16 protein-coding genes are annotated in these 16,930 nt (G+C 67.5%); 11 read left to right on the forward strand and 5 right to left on the reverse strand.

Annotated features, from left to right (window positions below):
• Positions 1-3: 3 nt before the first annotated feature.
• The 11 genes from NQV17_RS24735 to NQV17_RS24785 all read left to right on the forward strand — a co-directional run bounded on the left by NQV17_RS24735 (position 4) and on the right by NQV17_RS24785 (position 11,648).
• The gene (locus NQV17_RS24735; protein ID WP_257774240.1) at positions 4-1,404 is read left to right on the forward strand and encodes an ATP-binding protein; all 1,401 of its coding nucleotides are present in this window, start codon (positions 4-6) and stop codon (positions 1,402-1,404) included.
• A 35-nt stretch (positions 1,405-1,439) separates the two neighbouring features.
• Entirely contained in the window at positions 1,440-2,282 is an 843-nt protein-coding gene (gene cpaB / locus NQV17_RS24740) for a Flp pilus assembly protein CpaB (RefSeq protein WP_257774241.1), read from the forward strand.
• Between the two features lie 115 nt (positions 2,283-2,397).
• Positions 2,398-4,404 carry a type II and III secretion system protein family protein gene (locus NQV17_RS24745; protein WP_257774242.1) on the forward strand — a complete coding sequence of 669 codons (2,007 nt, stop codon included), beginning with the start codon at positions 2,398-2,400 and terminating at the stop codon, positions 4,402-4,404.
• Positions 4,405-4,424: 20 nt separating this feature from the next.
• Positions 4,425-4,721 carry a hypothetical protein gene (locus NQV17_RS24750; protein WP_124487329.1) on the forward strand — a complete coding sequence of 99 codons (297 nt, stop codon included), beginning with the start codon at positions 4,425-4,427 and terminating at the stop codon, positions 4,719-4,721.
• Between the two features lie 27 nt (positions 4,722-4,748).
• Positions 4,749-6,020 carry a pilus assembly protein TadG-related protein gene (locus tag NQV17_RS24755; protein WP_257774243.1) on the forward strand — a complete coding sequence of 424 codons (1,272 nt, stop codon included), beginning with the start codon at positions 4,749-4,751 and terminating at the stop codon, positions 6,018-6,020.
• A gap of 13 nt (positions 6,021-6,033) precedes the next feature.
• Complete coding sequence (locus NQV17_RS24760) at positions 6,034-6,567, forward strand: TadE/TadG family type IV pilus assembly protein (protein WP_124487327.1); 534 nt, start codon at positions 6,034-6,036, stop codon at positions 6,565-6,567.
• Entirely contained in the window at positions 6,564-7,007 is a 444-nt protein-coding gene (locus NQV17_RS24765) for a TadE/TadG family type IV pilus assembly protein (protein ID WP_257774244.1), read from the forward strand. The genes NQV17_RS24760 and NQV17_RS24765 overlap by 4 nt, the downstream gene beginning before the upstream one ends.
• Positions 7,008-7,028: 21 nt before the next feature.
• A complete protein-coding gene (locus NQV17_RS24770; protein WP_257774245.1) occupies positions 7,029-8,237 on the forward strand; it encodes an AAA family ATPase in 1,209 nt (402 codons plus the stop codon).
• 19 nt (positions 8,238-8,256) lie between these two features.
• Positions 8,257-9,624 carry a CpaF family protein gene (locus NQV17_RS24775; protein ID WP_257774246.1) on the forward strand — a complete coding sequence of 456 codons (1,368 nt, stop codon included), beginning with the start codon at positions 8,257-8,259 and terminating at the stop codon, positions 9,622-9,624.
• A 33-nt stretch (positions 9,625-9,657) separates the two neighbouring features.
• Complete coding sequence (locus tag NQV17_RS24780) at positions 9,658-10,635, forward strand: type II secretion system F family protein (RefSeq protein WP_257774247.1); 978 nt, start codon at positions 9,658-9,660, stop codon at positions 10,633-10,635.
• Positions 10,636-10,673: 38 nt separating this feature from the next.
• The gene (locus NQV17_RS24785) at positions 10,674-11,648 is read left to right on the forward strand and encodes a type II secretion system F family protein (protein WP_257774248.1); all 975 of its coding nucleotides are present in this window, start codon (positions 10,674-10,676) and stop codon (positions 11,646-11,648) included.
• Between the two features lie 213 nt (positions 11,649-11,861).
• Here NQV17_RS24785 and NQV17_RS24790 read toward each other — a convergent pair whose 3' ends face one another.
• The 5 genes from NQV17_RS24790 to NQV17_RS24810 all read right to left on the reverse strand — a co-directional run bounded on the left by NQV17_RS24790 (position 11,862) and on the right by NQV17_RS24810 (position 16,878).
• Positions 11,862-13,124, reverse strand: a complete 1,263-nt coding sequence (locus NQV17_RS24790; protein ID WP_257774249.1) for a serine hydrolase — start codon at positions 13,122-13,124, stop codon at positions 11,862-11,864.
• Positions 13,125-13,260: 136 nt separating this feature from the next.
• Positions 13,261-14,220, reverse strand: coding sequence for a transporter (locus NQV17_RS24795; RefSeq protein ID WP_257774250.1), 960 nt, complete (start codon positions 14,218-14,220; stop codon positions 13,261-13,263).
• Between the two features lie 33 nt (positions 14,221-14,253).
• Positions 14,254-14,781, reverse strand: a complete 528-nt coding sequence (locus NQV17_RS24800) for a flavin reductase family protein (protein ID WP_257774251.1) — start codon at positions 14,779-14,781, stop codon at positions 14,254-14,256.
• A gap of 5 nt (positions 14,782-14,786) precedes the next feature.
• On the reverse strand, positions 14,787-16,025 hold the full coding sequence (locus NQV17_RS24805; protein ID WP_257774252.1) for a styrene monooxygenase/indole monooxygenase family protein: 1,239 nt from the start codon (positions 16,023-16,025) through the stop codon (positions 14,787-14,789).
• Between the two features lie 64 nt (positions 16,026-16,089).
• Positions 16,090-16,878, reverse strand: a complete 789-nt coding sequence (locus tag NQV17_RS24810; RefSeq protein ID WP_257774253.1) for an SDR family oxidoreductase — start codon at positions 16,876-16,878, stop codon at positions 16,090-16,092.
• Positions 16,879-16,930: the final 52 nt, after the last annotated feature.

Raw genomic sequence — 16,930 nt, forward strand, 5'->3', positions numbered from 1 at the left:
AACATGAACACTAACCCCACCGAACCGAGACGCGACGCGCAGGTTGCACACCTGCCGCTTCCGTCGCCACTGCGGGAGGCGCACGCGAAGCCGGGCGCGCAACTGCCGGCGGCACCGCGCTCGCTCGAGGAAACCGGACTGAGCCAGGCGTTCATCGCCGGGCTCGTGCTGAAGTCGACGCTGGTGCTCGGCCGCCCGTCCTACGGCGACCTGATCGAGCGTCACTGCCTGCCGCTCGCCGTGCTCGACGACATCTTCGCATTCCTGGTGCGCGAGCATCTGGTCGAACTGACCCATCGCGGCAAGACGGACCTCGACGTGACGTTCCGCCTGACCGAGGCGGGCCGCCTGGCCGCGCTCGAAGAGCGCGCGCGCAGCAGCTACAGCGGACCTGCGCCGGTGACGCTCGACGCGTATCTCGACTGCGTGTCCACCCATTCGGTGCGCAAGCTGCGCGTGGCCCAGAACGATGTGTGGGCCGTCTTCGACGGCGTCGTCATGGATACGGCGATCCTCGATTCGGCGGCCGCCGCGCTGAACTCCGGCCGTCCGCTTCTGATCTACGGCCCGGCCGGCAGCGGCAAGACTTTCCTCGCGGAGCGGCTCGGCGCGCTGATGGGCGGCCATGTGCCGGTGCCGTATGCGATTTGCGCCGCCGGCGAAGTGATCCAGATCTACGACCCGCTCGTGCATGTCGATGCGGCAGCGCAAACGGACGGCCAATCGGTCGATCGCCGCTGGCGCCTGTGCGAGCGGCCGGTCGTGATGTCCGGCGGCGAGCTGACGCTCGACGAGCTCGACCTGCGCCGCGATGACGCGGCGGGCTTCTACCAGGCGCCGCCGCACATGAAGGCGAACATGGGCATGTACATCGTCGACGATCTCGGCCGCCAGCGTGTCGAGCCGCGCGACCTGCTCAACCGCTGGCTGCGCCCGCTCGATCGCGGCGTCGATTTCCTGACGCTCGAGTCAGGCAACCGCTTCGTGCTGCCGTTCGACGTCTGGCCGGTGTTCTCGAGCAACCTGGCGCCGGAGCAGTTCGCCGACGATGCATTCCTGCGCCGGCTCGGTTCCAAGCTTCACGTCGGCGCGTTGTCGATCGACCACTATCGCGCGGTGTTCGACGCCGCATGTGCGTCGCTCGGCCTGGTATCGACGCAGGACGCATTCGACTATCTGCTGCACCGGCTGCACCTGCCGACCGGCAAGGCCTATCTCGCATGCTTCCCGATGGATCTGCTGCGCCTCGTCGCCGCCGGCGCGCGGTATCGCGGCGATCCGCTCCAAGTGACGCACGACGCGCTGCACGACGCGTGGGCCAGCTATTTCGGCACGGCGCCCGAGCGCGACGGCGTGTATCTGCCGCCTGCCGACCAAGGCGGTCGCACGCACGTAACCGGTTGAGCCGTTTCTTTCACGATTCGTTGAGGAGCATTGCCATGAAAAACAGTCGAGCGCTCATGATGCTGATCGTCGCGATGGTCGCGGGGCTTGCCGCGGTCGTGTTCGCGTCGCGCTGGTTGATGAATACCTCCAGCAGCTCGGTCACGTCGGTCGCGGTGGCGACCACCGACCTGAACCTGGGCGAGCCGCTCGGGCCGAACCAGATCCGCATGGTGAGCTGGCCGTCGGGCAGCGTGCCGACCGGCGCGTTTACCGACACGAAGGAACTCGAAGGGCGCGTCGTGCGCACGAGCCTCGCCCGCGGCGAGCCGGTGATCGAGTCGAAGCTCGCGCCGGTCGGCACGAAGGGCGGGCTGTCCGCGGTGATCGCCGACGGCAGCCGCGCGATTACCGTGCGGGTGAACGACGTGGTTGGCGTCGCGGGCTTCGCGCTGCCGGGCAACTACGTCGACGTGATCGTCAACACGCAGGAACAGCAAGGCAAGACCGACGGGCAGAGCATCTCCAAGATCGTGCTCGAGCACATCCTGGTGCTGGCCGTCGCGCAGCAGGTCAGCCGCGACGACACCGCACCGAAGGTCGTCAACGCGGTGACGCTCGAAGTCACGCCCGACCAGGCCGAACGCCTCGATCTCGCACGCAGCGTCGGCACGCTGTCGCTCGTGCTGCGCAACCAGGTCGACCAGAAGACGCTGACCACCGACGGCGCGACCAAGCTCACGCTGCTCGGCAAGGCACCGGTACCCGACGCGCCGGCACCCGCACCCGTTCGCGTGAAGACCGTGCGCGTGCATGTCGCGTCGCACGCGGCACCGGAGGCGCGCCACGATTGCGTCGGCGTGCTGACCGGGGTGCGCGGCAGCGTCGAATGTTTCTGAAACGGTAGAACACACATCCAGATAACCACATTAACCAGATCGGCCGCCGTCAGGGCACGGCGGCCTTGAAAGTCGACAACCGGCGTCTCGCCGGTCACTCGGGGGATCAGACGAAATGAAGATCAATCCGCAACATTCAGGTACCGGCCCGGTGCGCACGCGTATCGCACGGGGCGCGATGATGGCCGCGATCCTCTGTGCCGGAACGCTGACCGTATACAGCGCACTGGCCCAGGAAGCCGCCGAATCGGCCGCGCTGATGAAGGGCGGTGCCGCCGCGCCGGCGGCGGCCGCCAAGGGGCCGATGCAGATGACGATCAGCATGACGCCGACTCCGGCCGCCGCGCCCGCCGCGGCGGCGGCGGGGCCGCTGCGCGGGCCGAACTGCGTGGGCGCGGTACGCGAGTCGACCAGCGTCAGCGTGCCGCTCGGCAAGTCGCTGCTGGTGCCGATGCCGGAGCCGGTCCGCAACCGGACCATCGGCAACCCGGCCGTCGCGCAGGCGACGATGGTGTCGCCGCAGACGCTGTACATCCTCGGGCTGTCGGTCGGCACGACCAACATGATCGTGCAGGGTCGCAGCGGTGCGTGCCGCGTGATCGACGTGGCGGTCGGCGCGGACGCCGGCGGCCTGCAGGCGTCGCTGATGCAGCTGATGCCGAACGAGCACGACATTCACGTATCGACCGCCGCCGGCACGATCGTGCTGGCGGGCAACGTATCGAACTCGCAGGCCGCGCAGCAGGCGGTGCAGATCGCCCGTGCGTACAGCGACAGCGCCGGCGACGGCAGCGGCAAGGGCGCCGGCGTGCTGAACATGCTGGCCGTCACGTCGCCGCAGCAGGTGATGCTCGAGGTGAAGGTCGCCGAAGTGTCGAAGACGCTGATCAACCAGATGGGCAGCGCATTCAACATCCAGGGCGGCTTCGGCTCGTGGAGCGGCGCGCTCGTCAGCAACCTGCTCGCGGGCGTCGCAAGCGGCGCGGTCTTCAACAAGGCGAACAACAGGCCGTTCAGCATCGCGGCCGATGTTCAGAACACCGACAACCTCGTCAAGATCCTCGCGGAGCCGAATCTCGTGACGATCAGCGGCCAGGAGGCGACGTTCCTCGCCGGCGGCAGGATCTTCATCCCGGTGCCGCAGAGCAGCGGCAACGGCACGTCGTCGATCGTGCTGCAGGAAGAGGAGTTCGGCGTCGCGCTGAAGTTCACGCCGACGGTGCTCGGGAACGGCCGGATCAGCCTGAAGGTCGCGCCGGAAGTGTCGGAACTGTCTCAGACGGGCGTGACGCTGAGCGCGTCCAACATCGGCGGCACGTCGATCCTGCCGCTGATCACGACGCGGCGCGCGTCGACGACGGTCCAGATGGGCGACGGCGAGTCGTTCGCGATCGGCGGGCTGATCAAGGACAACGGGACTGGTGCGCTGAAGGCGATCCCGGGTGTCGGTGAAGTACCGGTGCTCGGCGCGCTGTTCCGCAGCACGTCGTTCCAGCAGGATCGCACCGAGCTGATCTTCGTGATCACGCCGCACCTGGTGAGGCCGCTGCAGACCGCCGACGTGCCGCTGCCGACCGACAGCTTCTCGAAGCCGAACGAAGCCGACGTGTATGCGACCGGCAACATGGAAGGCCGCAAGGGTGTCCGCCGGGCGGGCGCACAACCGGCGAGCGGCGCGATGGAAGCACCGCAGACGCCGGCTCCCGCACCTGCTCCGGCGCCGCAATCGGCCGAGCCGGCCGCACCGGCCGCCGCACTGCCCGCACCGCGTGCGCCGCAGCCCGCCGATGCACCGGCGCCGGTGCCGGCGGAGCCGCAGAAGGCCGCGGCGGCTGACGCGGCAGGGGCGGTGAGCGCAGAACCGACGCCGGCCGCGCAGCCGCAAGAGCAACCGCAGTCGCAGCCGCAACAGCAGTCGCAGCCGCAGGCCGAAGCGGCCACCGCAGCCACCGCAGCCACCGCGGCGCGGATCGCGCGCATCGAAGCGGCTGCCGCGCGTCTCGCGGCCGCCGGCTCCGCCGCGCCGGCAAAACCCGCGCCGCGTTCGAAGCACGGCTTGCCGGCCGCCGCGCACGCGCAGATCGCGCGGGCAGGCACGGAACCCCAGTCCACCGATCGTTGAAGCCATTCAAGGGGAAGCTCATGAAATCCGCCTACCTCGTATTCGTGCGCCGCGCGGCGCTCGCCGTCCCGCTCGCGTTCGCGCTCGCCGGCTGCATGTCGTCGACGCCGGTGTGGGACACCCGCTTCGGCGACTCGGTCCGCGCCGTCACGCAAGCCCAGATCATCGATCCGCATGCCGCCGAACACGCGGCATCGAACCCGGGGGTCAACGGCAGCGCCGCCGCGTCCGCGCTCGACAACTACGACAAGTCGTTCAAGCAGCCCGAGCCGAAAGCCAATGCCTTCGTAATCGGGATCGGCAAGTCGGCGCAGTAACACACAGGCAAGCTCAGGGAGAACGCCATGTCCAGCGCAGCTCGTCATCCGAAACTCACGCGTCGCGGTATGCATCGCCAGCAAGGCGCCGTCGCGATCATCGTCGGTCTCGCACTGGCGGTGATGATCGGGTTCGTCGGTCTCGCGCTGGACCTCGGCAAGCTGTACGTCACGCGCAGCGAACTGCAGAACAGCGCCGACGCATGCGCGCTGTCCGCTGCGCGCGACCTTACGTCGGCCATCAGCCTGCAGGTCGCTGAAGCGGACGGCATCGCCGCCGGCCACTCGAATTTCGCGTTCTTTCAGCAGAACGCGGTGCAGATGCAGACGGATTCGAACGTCACGTTCAGCGATTCGCTGACCAATCCGTTCCTGACCAAGACGGCGGTTACCACGCCGGCGAACATCAAGTACGTGAAGTGCACCGCGCAGTTGACCAACATCGCGCACTGGTTCATCGAGGTGCTCAACACGATTCCCGGCGTGCAGGTCGCGAACGCGGCCCAGGTCGCGGCGAGCGCGATCGCGACGGTCGGCGCCGGGCAGACGGCCTGCGCGATTCCGGTATTCGTGTGTCGTGCAGCTGCCGCCGCGCCCTACAAGGTCGGCGACTGGATCTCGTCGCCGTCCGGCTCGTCGTCGACTTACGGGCCCGGCAACTTCGGCTGGGCGGCACTCGACGGTTCGACGAACGAGACGACCATCGCCAGCGAACTGTCCGGCAACAGCTGCAACATCACGTCGCCGCCCGACCTCGGGTCGACGGGCCTGAAGTCCGCGTCGCTGCGTGCCTGGAACACCCGCTTCGGCATCTACACGAACGGCGCCAACGGCTCGAGCGGCCAGCCGGACTTCACCGGCTACGCGTACGTCGGCCCCAACTACGGGCCGCCGGGAACCCCGGGCATCGTCGGCGACGCATACACGCAGTTCGTGCTCGACCGCGCGAGCTTCAAGTCCTACCAGGGCGACGGCGCAGCGCCCACCGGCAGCGGCATCTCGACCAACGGGACGGCAACGGCAAGCAACTACCAGACGTTCGGCGGCGACCGCCGGCTCGCGCTCGCACCGGAAGGCGACTGCTCGACCTTGTCGGGCAGCAGCAGCAAGCTTCACGTCACGCAGTGGGACTGCGTGCTGATGCTCGATCCGCTGCCGTTCAGCCCGGGCAGCGGCGGCGTGACGGCACACCTCGAATACCTCGGCACGACGGCATCCGGCACGACGCCCTGCGCGACGCACGGCTTGCCGGGTACCGGAAGTTCGGCCGGCATCAAGGTGCCGATGCTCGTTCAATAGTGGAGACGCGATCATGAAAAGGCTCCCGATTCGCCGGTCACGCATGCGCGGTGTCGCCGCGGTCGAATTCGCGCTCGTGCTGATGCCGATGATCGTGCTCGCGACCGGCGTGGCCGAGTTCGGCCGCGCGATCTACCAGTACGAGACCCTCACCAAGGCGACGCGCAACGCGGCGCGCTACCTGTCGGTCTTTCTGCCGACCGACAGCGCGTATCCGCTCGCGGAGGCGCAGTGCCTCGTCGTGTACGGCAGCACCACCTGCGGCTCCGCCGGCACCGAACTGGTGCCGGGGCTCACGACGTCGATGGTGATCGTCTGCGACGCCGCGCACTCGACCGATTGCGCCGATGCGTCCGACCCGCCGCAGTTCGCGAACCTGCCGACGTACGACTCGACCAACAATGCGGCAAGCGGCACGGCGACCGGCAGCATCAACGTCGTCGAGGTGAAGGTGAAGGGCTACCAGTACCAGCCGATTCCGGCCTACCCGGGGCTGTCCTCGATCACCTTCGGCAACATCGTCACCGTGATGAGGCAAGTGTCATGAACGCGCGCCCCTTTCCGCTGTCGCGCCGGCGCGTCCAACGCGGCGCGACGATCGTCGAGTTCGCGCTGATCGCGTCGATCCTGATCATGCTGCTGATCGGCGTCTTCGAATTCGGGCGCGTGCTGTTCTACTGGAACACCGCGACCGAGGCGATCCGGCTCGGCGCACGCACGGCGATCGTCTGCGACGTGAACGCCGCCGGCGTCGTGAAGCGCGTGAAGTCGATGATGCCGATGCTGTCGAACGCGAACGTGTCGGTGAGCTACACGCCGTCGGGCTGCGACGTGAGCTCCTGCTCGTTCGTGACGGTCAGCATCACCAACGTGACGGTCAGGACGATGATTCCGATCGCGAACGTCGCGATCACGATGCCGTCGTTCACCACGACGCTGTCGCGGGAAAGCCTGAATTCGTCGACGGGCGGAAGCGCCTGTCAATAATCGAACCGACGAGGCACTGTCATGATCAATATCCTCGTAGCTGCCGACGATACCGCCCGGCTCACGCAGATCGCGCGCCTGGTCACCGACAGCGGACACTATCGCGTGACGCGCGCGCACGGACGGCCGTCCCAGATCGAGCATCGAACCGACGGGCTCGATTCGTTCGATATCCTGCTGATCGACGGCGCGACGACCGACGCGGCCGAGCTGTCGGCGCTCGAGCGGATCTGCCGTCTGCACCCGGGCCTGACCGGCATCCTGGTCACCGCGGATGCGGCGCCGCACGTGCTGCTGGACGCGATGCGCGCCGGCGCGCGCGACGTGCTGCAGTGGCCGATCGACCCCGCGGCGCTCGCCCGCGCGCTCGAACGCGCGGCCGCGCAAAGCACGCGGCGCGACAGCGACGATACGCGCTTCGTGTCGTTCATGTCGTGCAAGGGCGGCGCGGGAACGAGCTTCGCCGCGAGCAACGTCGCGTACGAGATCGCCGAAGGCCACAAGCGCCGCGTGCTGCTGGTCGATCTGAACCAGCAGTTCGCGGATGCCGCGTTCCTCGTCAGCGACGAGACGCCGCCGTCGACGCTGCCGCAACTGTGCGCGCAGATCGAACGGCTCGACGGCGCGTTTCTCGACGCGAGCGTCGCGCACGTGACGTCGACGTTTCACGTGCTCGCCGGCGCGGGCGACCCGGTCAAGGCCGCGGAGATGCGCGAGGACGCGCTCGAATGGATCCTCGGCGTCGCGGCGCCGCGTTACGACTTCGTGATCTTCGACATCGGGGTCAGCATCAATCCGCTGTCGATGATCGCGCTGGATCGCAGCGACCAGATCCAGCTCGTGCTGCAGCCCGCGATGCCGCACGTGCGCGCGGGCCGCCGGCTGCTGGAGATTCTCGTGTCGCTCGGCTACCCGACCGACCAGTTGCGGCTGGTGGTGAACCGGATGACGCGCGCGAGCGAGCGGTCTCGCGCCGCGCTCGAGGAAGTGCTCGGCCTGCATGCCAGCAGCACGATACCCGACGACGCCGACACCGTGCGCGAAGCGCTCGACCAGGGGCATCCGGCCTCGCGCGTCGCCCGCGGCGCGGCGGTCACGCGTGCGTTGCAGGCCTGTGCGAAGCAGATCGTCGAAGGGGACGTGCGCACCAGGCACGGCACCTCCAGCAGCGAACCGTTGATGTCCCGGCTGTTCGGCCGCAAGGCCACGCCGAAGCTCAAGTCCATGTGAATCTTTCGGGGAAACCATCATGTCATTGCGCGAACAGATGTCCTTGTACCGGACGCAGCCGCAGGCGGCGGGCACCGAACCGGCAGGTGCGACGCATTCGTCGGTACGCAACGCCTACCAGAAGCTGCGCCGCGAAATTCACCTGGCGGTGCTCGAACGCGTCGAGCTGGAGCGTCTGTCGCGCCTGCCGCAGGAACAGGTCCGGCAGGAAATCTCGGCGCTGATCTCGCGCATCCTCGACGAGGAGCGCCTGCTCGCGAACGACATCGAGCGGCGCCAGCTCGCGATCGACGTGTACGACGAGATGTTCGGTTTCGGCCCGCTCGAGGCGCTGCTGCGCGACCCCGGCATCTCCGACATCCTCGTGAATACGTACAAACAGGTCTACGTCGAGCGCGCCGGCCAGCTCGAGCTGACCGACGTGACGTTCTACGACGACGCGCACCTGATGAAGGTGATCGAGAAGATCGTGTCGCGGGTCGGGCGCCGCATCGACGAATCGACCCCGATGGTCGATGCGCGCCTGCCGGACGGCTCGCGCGTGAACGCGATCATTCCGCCGTCGGCGATCGACGGGCCGCTGATGTCGATCCGGCGCTTCGCGGTCAACCCGCTGAAGATGGACGACCTCGTAAGTTACCAGAGCCTCACGCCGCCGATGGCGGAACTGCTCGATGCGCTGGCCCAGGCGAAAGTGAACGTGCTCGTGTCGGGCGGCACCGGCAGCGGCAAGACGACGCTGCTCAACATCCTGTCGGGCTTCATTCCGCGATCCGAGCGGATCGTGACGATCGAGGACGCCGCCGAGCTGCAACTCCAGCAGCCGCACGTGCTGCGGCTCGAAACGCGGCCGCCGAACATCGAGGGCAAGGGCGAGATCACGCAACGCACGCTCGTGCGCAACGCGCTGCGGATGCGGCCGGACCGGATCATTCTCGGCGAAGTGCGCGGCGCGGAAGCGCTCGACATGCTCAATGCGATGAACACCGGCCACGAAGGCTCGCTCGCGACGATCCACGCGAACACGCCGCGCGATGCGCTCACGCGGCTCGAGAACATGATCAGCGTCGGCGGCCTGACGCTGCCGCCGAAGACGATGCGCCAGCAGATTGCGTCGGCGATCTCGGTGGTGGTTCAGGCCACGCGGCTCACCGACGGCAAGCGCAAGATCGTCAGCATCCAGGAGCTGACCGGGATGGAGGGCGACATCATCAACATGCAGGAGATCTTCACGTTCAAGCGCACCGGCATGGATCGCGACGGCACGGTGCGCGGACACTTCTGCGCGACCGGCGTGCGACCGAAGTTCGCCGAGCGGCTGCAGGCGTTCGGCATCAACCTGCCGGATTCGCTGTACGACCCGGCGCAGCGTTACGAGACGAAGTGACGACGCGCGGTCGTCTGATTCCGGGGAGGCCTCATGGACTCGATCTTTTACGGTTTTGTGATTCTCACCTTCGTCGCGGTCGTGCTCGCGATCGAGGGCGTCTATCAATGGTGGAACACGCGCCACGGTGCCGCCGCGCGCCGGATCGAGTCGCGCCTGCGCGCGATGTCGGCCGGCGGCAGCGTGCAGCAGGAGCGGCTGTCGATTCTCAAGAAGCGGATGCTCGACGAGTCGAAACCGTTCGACCGGCTGTTGTTGCGCGTGCCGCGCGTGCAGTCGCTGGACCTCCTGCTGCAGCAGTCCGGGCTCGACTGGACGGTCGCGAAACTGGTCTCGCTCTGCGCCGCATTCCCGGTGGCGACGATGCTGGCCCTGGCCCTGACCGCGTTGCCGCTGATCATCGTGGTGCCGATTGCGCTGCTGACCGCATGCATACCGGCGATGTACGTGATGCGGCATCGCAACCGACGGATGCTCAAGCTCGAGCGCCAACTGCCGGATGTCTGCGACATGATCGCGCGCGCGCTACGCTCCGGCCACTCGTTTACGAGCGCGCTCGGGATGGTCGGCGAGGAGTTTCCCGATCCGATGGGCGGTGAATTCCGGATCACGTTCGACGAGATCAATTACGGCGTGTCGCTGCACGATGCGCTGGTGAACCTCGCCACGCGCGTGCCGGCCCATGACCTGCGCTACTTCGTGATCGCGGTGCTGATTCAGCGCGAGACCGGCGGCAACCTGGCCGAACTGCTCGACAGCATCGCATCGCTGGTGCGCGAACGCTTCAAGCTGTTCGACAAGGTCCGCGTGCTGTCCGCGGAAGGGCGGTTGTCGGCCTGGATCCTCGGACTGCTGCCGTTCGGTACCGCGGGCATGATGGCGGTGTTGAACCGCGAGTTCCTGTCGGTGCTCTGGGAGGATCCGGCCGGCATCAAGATGGTTGGCGTGATGCTGGGGTCGATGGCATTCGGCCTGCTGTGGATTCGCCGCATCATCCGCATTCGCGTCTGACGCGTGTCCCGGGCTTCACGAACCGAATCGAGGCTGTCATGCAAAACCTGAGCGTAGTACATACCGTGATGCTGGCCGGCTTGTTCCTTTTCGTCGCCGGCGGCGTGCTGGTCGCGATGCTGCTGTTTGCACCGCGCAACATGGAGCGCCGGATCCAGCAGGCGAGCGGAGCGAGCGTGGGCATCGGCACCGGTGCGAACGACGGCGGCGGGCAAACGTCGCACTGGGTCGCGAAACTCGTCGAGCTGTCGAAACCGATTTCCCGGCTGTCGCTACCGCAGGAGGGCTGGGAGAACTCGCCGCTGCGGATCCGGCTGATGAATGCCGGCTGGCGCGATGCGAACGCGGGCGCGCTTTACTTCGCGGCGAAGACGGTACTCGCGCTGGCGCTGCCGGGCGCTGCGCTGCTGGCGCTCGCCACGACCCGCCTCGCGGGTCAACGCATGCTGCTGTCGTTCATCCTCGTGGCGCTCGCCGGGATCGGCTACTACGTGCCGAACGTGATCCTCCGGCGCCGGATCGCGAAGCGTCAGCAGGTGATCTTCGAGGACTTCCCGGATGCGCTCGACTTGCTGACCGTATGCGTCGAAGCAGGGCTCGGGCTCGATGCGGCGCTGATGAGGGTGAGCGAGGAACTGCGATTTCGCAGCGAAGTGGTCGCAGGCGAACTCGACTTGCTGCTGCTCGAGATGCGTTCCGGGTTCACGAAGGATACCGCGCTGCGCAACCTGGCGCTGCGGACCGGCGTCGAGGATATCGAATCGTTCTGCGCGATGCTGATCCAGGCCGATCGCTTCGGCACGAGCATCGCGGAATCGCTGCGCGTGCTCTCGGACATGCTGCGCACGCGGCGGCGGATGCGCGCCGAGGAGCGGGCCGCGAAGATCGCGCTGAAGCTGCTGTTCCCGCTGATCTTCTGCATCTTCCCGGCGCTGATGTGCGTGCTGCTCGGGCCGGCAATGATTCACGTGTATCGCGTGCTGCTGCCGACCTTCACCAGCATCGGGCAGTAAGCGGCGGCGGGGGCGCCGCGCGAACCGGATATGCGTGCCGGCCCGGCATCGCCGGCCGGCACGGTCCCCGTCTTCATGGGAGGCTCCTTCTCCCCCCGGGCGGCGCCGCGAGACAGGTCGGTCATAGCGGCGTCAACGCAACCCGGACCCATGGTCGACCCTGGACGCAGCCGTAGTCCACTGCCCGCGCGGGTGGCCCCCTACGGCTTCCCCTCAAGGCCGCCCCTCGCTCGGCACATCGGCCGCCTTGCTGAGCTCGCCCATGATGATCCGTGCGATCTCGTTGGCCGGTGCGCGTCCGTCCGGGCCGGACGCCGTGTTCGCCCACGTGACGATCGTCGTCTTCGTGACCGGATCGTAGCCCGCGAACGTATTGAAACCCGGTATTTCCCCGGTGTGCCCGTAGAACGTGCCGAACTTCGCGAGCCCCATGCAGTAGCTCGCCGACGCCGGATTCGACGGATCGATCGGCGTGCAGCTCGCGAGGCGTTGCGCCTGCAGGTCCGCATTCAGGTAGCCGCCGCCGACCATCCGCTGCACGTACGCACCCAGTTCGGCCGCGGTCGAGATGCCGGAGCCGGCCGTCCATGCCCACGACGTATTGACCGTCGTCACGTCGGTCGGCTGCAGCGTGCCGTTCTTCGCGGCGGCCTGGCGCGCGGGAGACAGCGCGTCGCCGTCGATCGTCTCCACGTTGGTGCCCCATTGATAACCGCGCGGCGCCGGCGCGGGCAGCGCCGAGTTGTCCTGCGGCGGCAGCGATGTCTCGGTCAGCCCGAGCGGCGCGAACAGCCGCGTCCGGATCGCATCGGCGGCGCTCATGCCGGTGCGCTGCTCGATGATCAGGCCGAGCAGCACCGTATTCGTGTTCGAGTAGCGAAAATCCGCGCCCGGCGCGAAATAGACGGGCTGGTTCTCCGCGATGCCCAGCAGTTCGTCGACGGCCCACACCCTGTCCGGCTGCGCGTCGAGCGACTGGTTGAACGCAAGGCTGGTCGAGTAGTTGTAGAGACCGCTGCGCATCGTCAGCAACTGCTCGATCGTGATCGTGTCGCCGTTCGGCACGTTCGCGACGTACTGGCTGACATGATCGGTCAGGCGCAGCCTGCCTTCCTGCACGAGTTGCAGGATCACGGTGCCCGTCCACGTCTTCGTCACGCTGCCGATGCGAAAGTGCGCGTTCGTCGGGATCGGCGCGTTCGTGCCGCGCACGGCCGTGCCGAACGACGCGAGCCAGTTGCCTTGCGGCGACTGCACGTAGACGACCGCGCCGGGCGTCATCGTGCTTGCGAGCAGCGCATTGATCTGCGGGCGCGCCTGGGTGGCGTAGGCAGGCTCGTCGCTGTTCAGCGAGCTGTCGCCGCCGCAGGCGGAAACGGCGATGCCGACGGCCAGCGCCGGTGCAACCGTCGCCAGGTGATGCACCAGCCGCTGCGCGGCGCGCGGGAAAAGCCGGGGAGGAGCAGAGGTCGCCATCGCGTGTTCCCTTCCTTGTTGTGTTTCAGTGGTCTCCTTGCCATCCCCGAAACTATAGGACACGCATCCAGGCTCCGAAGGTGCGCGATGCATTCGTCATACGATATCGGCCGGCCAGGCCGGCCGGGTTTGCGCGTCACTGAAAATGATGCACGTACCTCAACACCATCCGCGAACCCTGCGGCCGGTTGCGCGCATGCACCTCGAAGTACGCGTTGAACAGCAGGTGATCCTGCGGCGAGAAACTGACCATCGCACCGGGCCCGATCGCGAGCACGGCTTCCCGTGTGCCGGACACATCCTGCCCGTTCACTTTCATGTCGGTGGTCTGGCGCAGCCAGTAGCCGTTGAGCCCCAACCGCAGCCCGGGCCGCACTTCGTACTCGGTCGCGAAGTTCGCATGAACGGCCTGGCCGGCCTGCGTCGACGTCACGTCGGGCCCGAGCGCGGTCGCCGGTTCGTGATTGGTCGCATTCCACAGATAGTGCAGGCGCCACGACACGGTCCACTTCGGCGTGAGCCAGAACGTCGCGGCCCAGTACGGATCGAACGACCAGAAATGGCTGCCCGGATTGATCGCCCGCGCCGGGTCGTATGCGCCGGTCGGCGCGATGAACTGGAATTCCACCCGCTGCGCGAAGCGCGGCCCCTGCGGGCCCATCACCGGATCGAACTGGATGAACGGGCCGATCAGCAGGTCGCCGAACCCGGCCCGCGAATTCAGCGCGACGTTGCCGATTCCGTCGTTCGTGTGCACGGACGCCACCCACGGCAGGATCACGTCGAGCCCAGGATGCATGCCGCCGAACGCCAGCGGCGACTGGTAGACGAGCTGGCTCAGCCCCGCGAACAGGTCGATGTCCTGCTTCGGCAGCCCGACCTTGTTGCCGGCATTGTCGTTGACGCGTCCGGCCGTGTAGTACTCGAGATACTGCGTACCGTACCAGCCGGCGCCGGCCGGCGGCATCCCGTCGAGGAAGCTGGTCATCCCCAGGTTGACCGATGGCAGGTCGGTCGCATGCGCCGGCACGTGCCCGGTCAGGCCGAAGCACACGAGGCCTGCGATCGCAAGCAGGCGAGAGCCGCATTTCATCATCACCACCTCCTGAATATTTGTTTGTATAACTAATCAAGCGGCACGAGAAAGATCGGGGTGTGCCGAGATCGCGCGGTACTGGCCCGCATGGAACACGAGCGGTGCATGGCCGAACGCATCGAATGCCTCGATCTGGCCGATGAACAGCAGGTGGTCGCCGCCCTCGTAATGGCCGACATGGCGGCACACGAAACGAGCGCTTGAGCCGTCGAGACAGGGCACGCCGCCCGCATCGGCATCCACGTGCGGCACGCCGTCGAACTTGTCGGCGCTCGGCGTCGCGAAACGGCGCGACAGTTCGATCTGGTCGTGCGCGAGGATATTGATCGCGAAGTGCGTGGCCGCGACGAAATCCGGACGGCTCGGCGCGACCTTGCGCAGGCTCCACAGCACGAGCGGCGGGTCGAGCGACAGCGACGAGAACGAATTGGCGGTGAGGCCGACCTTGCGCCCGTCCGGCGCGCGCGTGGTGATCACGGTGACGCCGGTCGGAAACTGCCCGAATGCGGCGCGCAATTGCTGCGGGTCGAGGCCCGGATTGCTGGAAGCGGTGGCGTTCATGTCGCTTACTCCGAGCGGGCAGCGTGTTCGCGGATCAGCGCGGCGCAGGCCGACGGTTCGAACCACCACGGCGCGAACCGGCGCGGATCGTCGAAGCCGTCGACGATCGTCGCGGCGAGCGACGGCAGCCGGCCGGCGGCGCCGAGCAGCTCGAGGATGTGCGGCGGCGGCGGCGTGAGCAGCGAGTTGGTCCAGCGCACGACGTGCTGTGCGTAGGCCCAGTAGCGTTCGAACGTGTCGTGCATCCAGGCTTCGTCGAACGGCTCGGCTTCGCGTGCGAGGATCGCGTCGCCGTACACCTTCGCGCATTTCGCCGCATTGTTCGAACCCTGGCCGGTGATCGGATCGTTGACGACCACCGCGTCGGCCATGCCGAACACGGTGCGGCCCGACGGCAGGCGGAAGAACGGCTTGCGCACGGTCGGCGTGAAGCGCCCGGACAGCGTGCCGTTCGGATCGGTCAGCGCAACGTCGCGGCAGCGCTCGAATTCCCACGGCACGTACTGCTGCAGGAACGACAGGCTGCGGTCGAGATGCTGCTCGGCCGTCTTCACGTCGGCCCAGCAGTCGAGCGGGCCGCCGGGGATCCCTTCGAACACCATGATTTCGCACGGGCCCGTCGTGGTCAGCGCCGGAAACACGAAGTATTCGCCGATCCCGGGCAGCAGGTTGAAGCGCACGCGCGAATACGGCTGGCTGGGCGTCATGCCCGTCACGTAGGTGAGGGCCAGCGCGCGTTGCGGGCGCTCGAACGCGCTGCGTGCGTCGTCGCGGCCTAGCAGGTTCACGATTTCGCCCTTGCCGGCCGCGAGCAGCACGAGATCGTGGCTGCGTGCGAGCGCCTCGAGCTCCGGCACGCCGACGTCGCAGATGCGCACGTCGGCACCGCGGCGCCGGATCGCGTCGAGCCAGTCGGCCATCTTCACGCGCTGGTCGACCGATTGCGCGTAGCGGGTCAGCCGCGACGACCAGTCGATCGCCTTGCGACCGTTGCCTTGCGGATGCGGCACCGCGATGCCGATGCCGTCGACGGACGGGCACGCCTCTTCCCAGGCGTTCAGGCCGAGATCGCGTTCGATCTGCAGTGCGGTATGGAACATGCACTGGCTCGACATGACCTTGCCGGCGCGGATCTGTTGGGCGTCGCGGTTGGTCGCGAGCGTGACGTGATAACCCTGGTCGAGCAGCGTGAAGGCGAGTTGCAGGCCGGACTGGCCGGCGCCGACGATAGCGATGTGTTTCATGATGCAATCCTTTGCATGACGAATTAAATGGAATGGAATGTGGGCGGGAAGGAACGGCCGGCGGTTATTCGGCCAGCCGCGGAATCGCCGGCACCGCCTGCTCGGGGCCCATCGCGGAGTAGCCGCCGTCCACCGCGTAGTCGGCGCCCGTCACGAAGCTTGCCGCATCGCTGCACAGGAACGTGACGACCTGCGCGACTTCCGACGGATCGCCGACGCGCCCGAGCAGATGAAATGGCGCGGCCACGCGATCGGTCTTCGCGCGATCGCCGTGCGTGAGCTCGTCCATCACGCGCGACCACGTCCATCCCGGCGACACCGAGTTGACGCGAATCCGGTCGGCGGCGAGATCCATCGCCATGCTGCGCGTGAGCTGGCGCATCGCGGCCTTGGATGTGGGATAGAGCCAGCGGCCGGTCTGCGCGCATTGCGCGGAGATCGAGCTGAAGTTCACGATCGCGCCGCCGCCGCGCCGGGTCAGGTAGGGATGAACGGCCTTCACGAGCATCGCGGCCGAGACGACGTTGACGTCCATCGCCGCGAGCCAGTCGTTGCGCGTGGCCTGGATGCCGTTGTCGACGTAGCTGCACGCGAGGTTGATCAGCAGGTCGATCGAGCCGAAGCGTTCGGCGACGGCCGATACCGCGCGCTCGATCGCGCGGTCATCGGTGATGTCGGTCGCGATGAACGCTCCGCGTTCGCCGAGCGTATCGGCGACGCGTGCGCCGTTCTCCGCGTCGAGATCGAGGATCGCGACGCACGCGCCGGCGCGGCTCAGGTCCTGTGCGACGGCGGCGCCGATCAGCGTGGCGCCGCCGGTGACGATCGCGACTTTGCCAGCAAGGGCAGTCATGGGGAGTCTCCTGGAATGATTGAGCGCAGGCGGCGCGCGTTCGCCGTGCCGC

The organism is Burkholderia sp. SCN-KJ (assembly GCF_024656005.1).
Classification (GTDB): Bacteria; Pseudomonadota; Gammaproteobacteria; order Burkholderiales; family Burkholderiaceae; genus Burkholderia.

Coding starts and splice junctions, on each gene's coding strand:
- NQV17_RS24735 (WP_257774240.1), top strand. CDS start 4: ATGAACACTAACCCCACCGAACCGAGACGCGACGCGCAGGTTGCACAC.
- cpaB (WP_257774241.1), top strand. CDS start 1,440: ATGAAAAACAGTCGAGCGCTCATGATGCTGATCGTCGCGATGGTCGCG.
- NQV17_RS24745 (WP_257774242.1), top strand. CDS start 2,398: ATGAAGATCAATCCGCAACATTCAGGTACCGGCCCGGTGCGCACGCGT.
- NQV17_RS24750 (WP_124487329.1), top strand. CDS start 4,425: ATGAAATCCGCCTACCTCGTATTCGTGCGCCGCGCGGCGCTCGCCGTC.
- NQV17_RS24755 (WP_257774243.1), top strand. CDS start 4,749: ATGTCCAGCGCAGCTCGTCATCCGAAACTCACGCGTCGCGGTATGCAT.
- NQV17_RS24760 (WP_124487327.1), top strand. CDS start 6,034: ATGAAAAGGCTCCCGATTCGCCGGTCACGCATGCGCGGTGTCGCCGCG.
- NQV17_RS24765 (WP_257774244.1), top strand. CDS start 6,564: ATGAACGCGCGCCCCTTTCCGCTGTCGCGCCGGCGCGTCCAACGCGGC.
- NQV17_RS24770 (WP_257774245.1), top strand. CDS start 7,029: ATGATCAATATCCTCGTAGCTGCCGACGATACCGCCCGGCTCACGCAG.
- NQV17_RS24775 (WP_257774246.1), top strand. CDS start 8,257: ATGTCATTGCGCGAACAGATGTCCTTGTACCGGACGCAGCCGCAGGCG.
- NQV17_RS24780 (WP_257774247.1), top strand. CDS start 9,658: ATGGACTCGATCTTTTACGGTTTTGTGATTCTCACCTTCGTCGCGGTC.
- NQV17_RS24785 (WP_257774248.1), top strand. CDS start 10,674: ATGCAAAACCTGAGCGTAGTACATACCGTGATGCTGGCCGGCTTGTTC.
- NQV17_RS24790 (WP_257774249.1), bottom strand. CDS start 13,124: ATGGCGACCTCTGCTCCTCCCCGGCTTTTCCCGCGCGCCGCGCAGCGG.
- NQV17_RS24795 (WP_257774250.1), bottom strand. CDS start 14,220: ATGATGAAATGCGGCTCTCGCCTGCTTGCGATCGCAGGCCTCGTGTGC.
- NQV17_RS24800 (WP_257774251.1), bottom strand. CDS start 14,781: ATGAACGCCACCGCTTCCAGCAATCCGGGCCTCGACCCGCAGCAATTG.
- NQV17_RS24805 (WP_257774252.1), bottom strand. CDS start 16,025: ATGAAACACATCGCTATCGTCGGCGCCGGCCAGTCCGGCCTGCAACTC.
- NQV17_RS24810 (WP_257774253.1), bottom strand. CDS start 16,878: ATGACTGCCCTTGCTGGCAAAGTCGCGATCGTCACCGGCGGCGCCACG.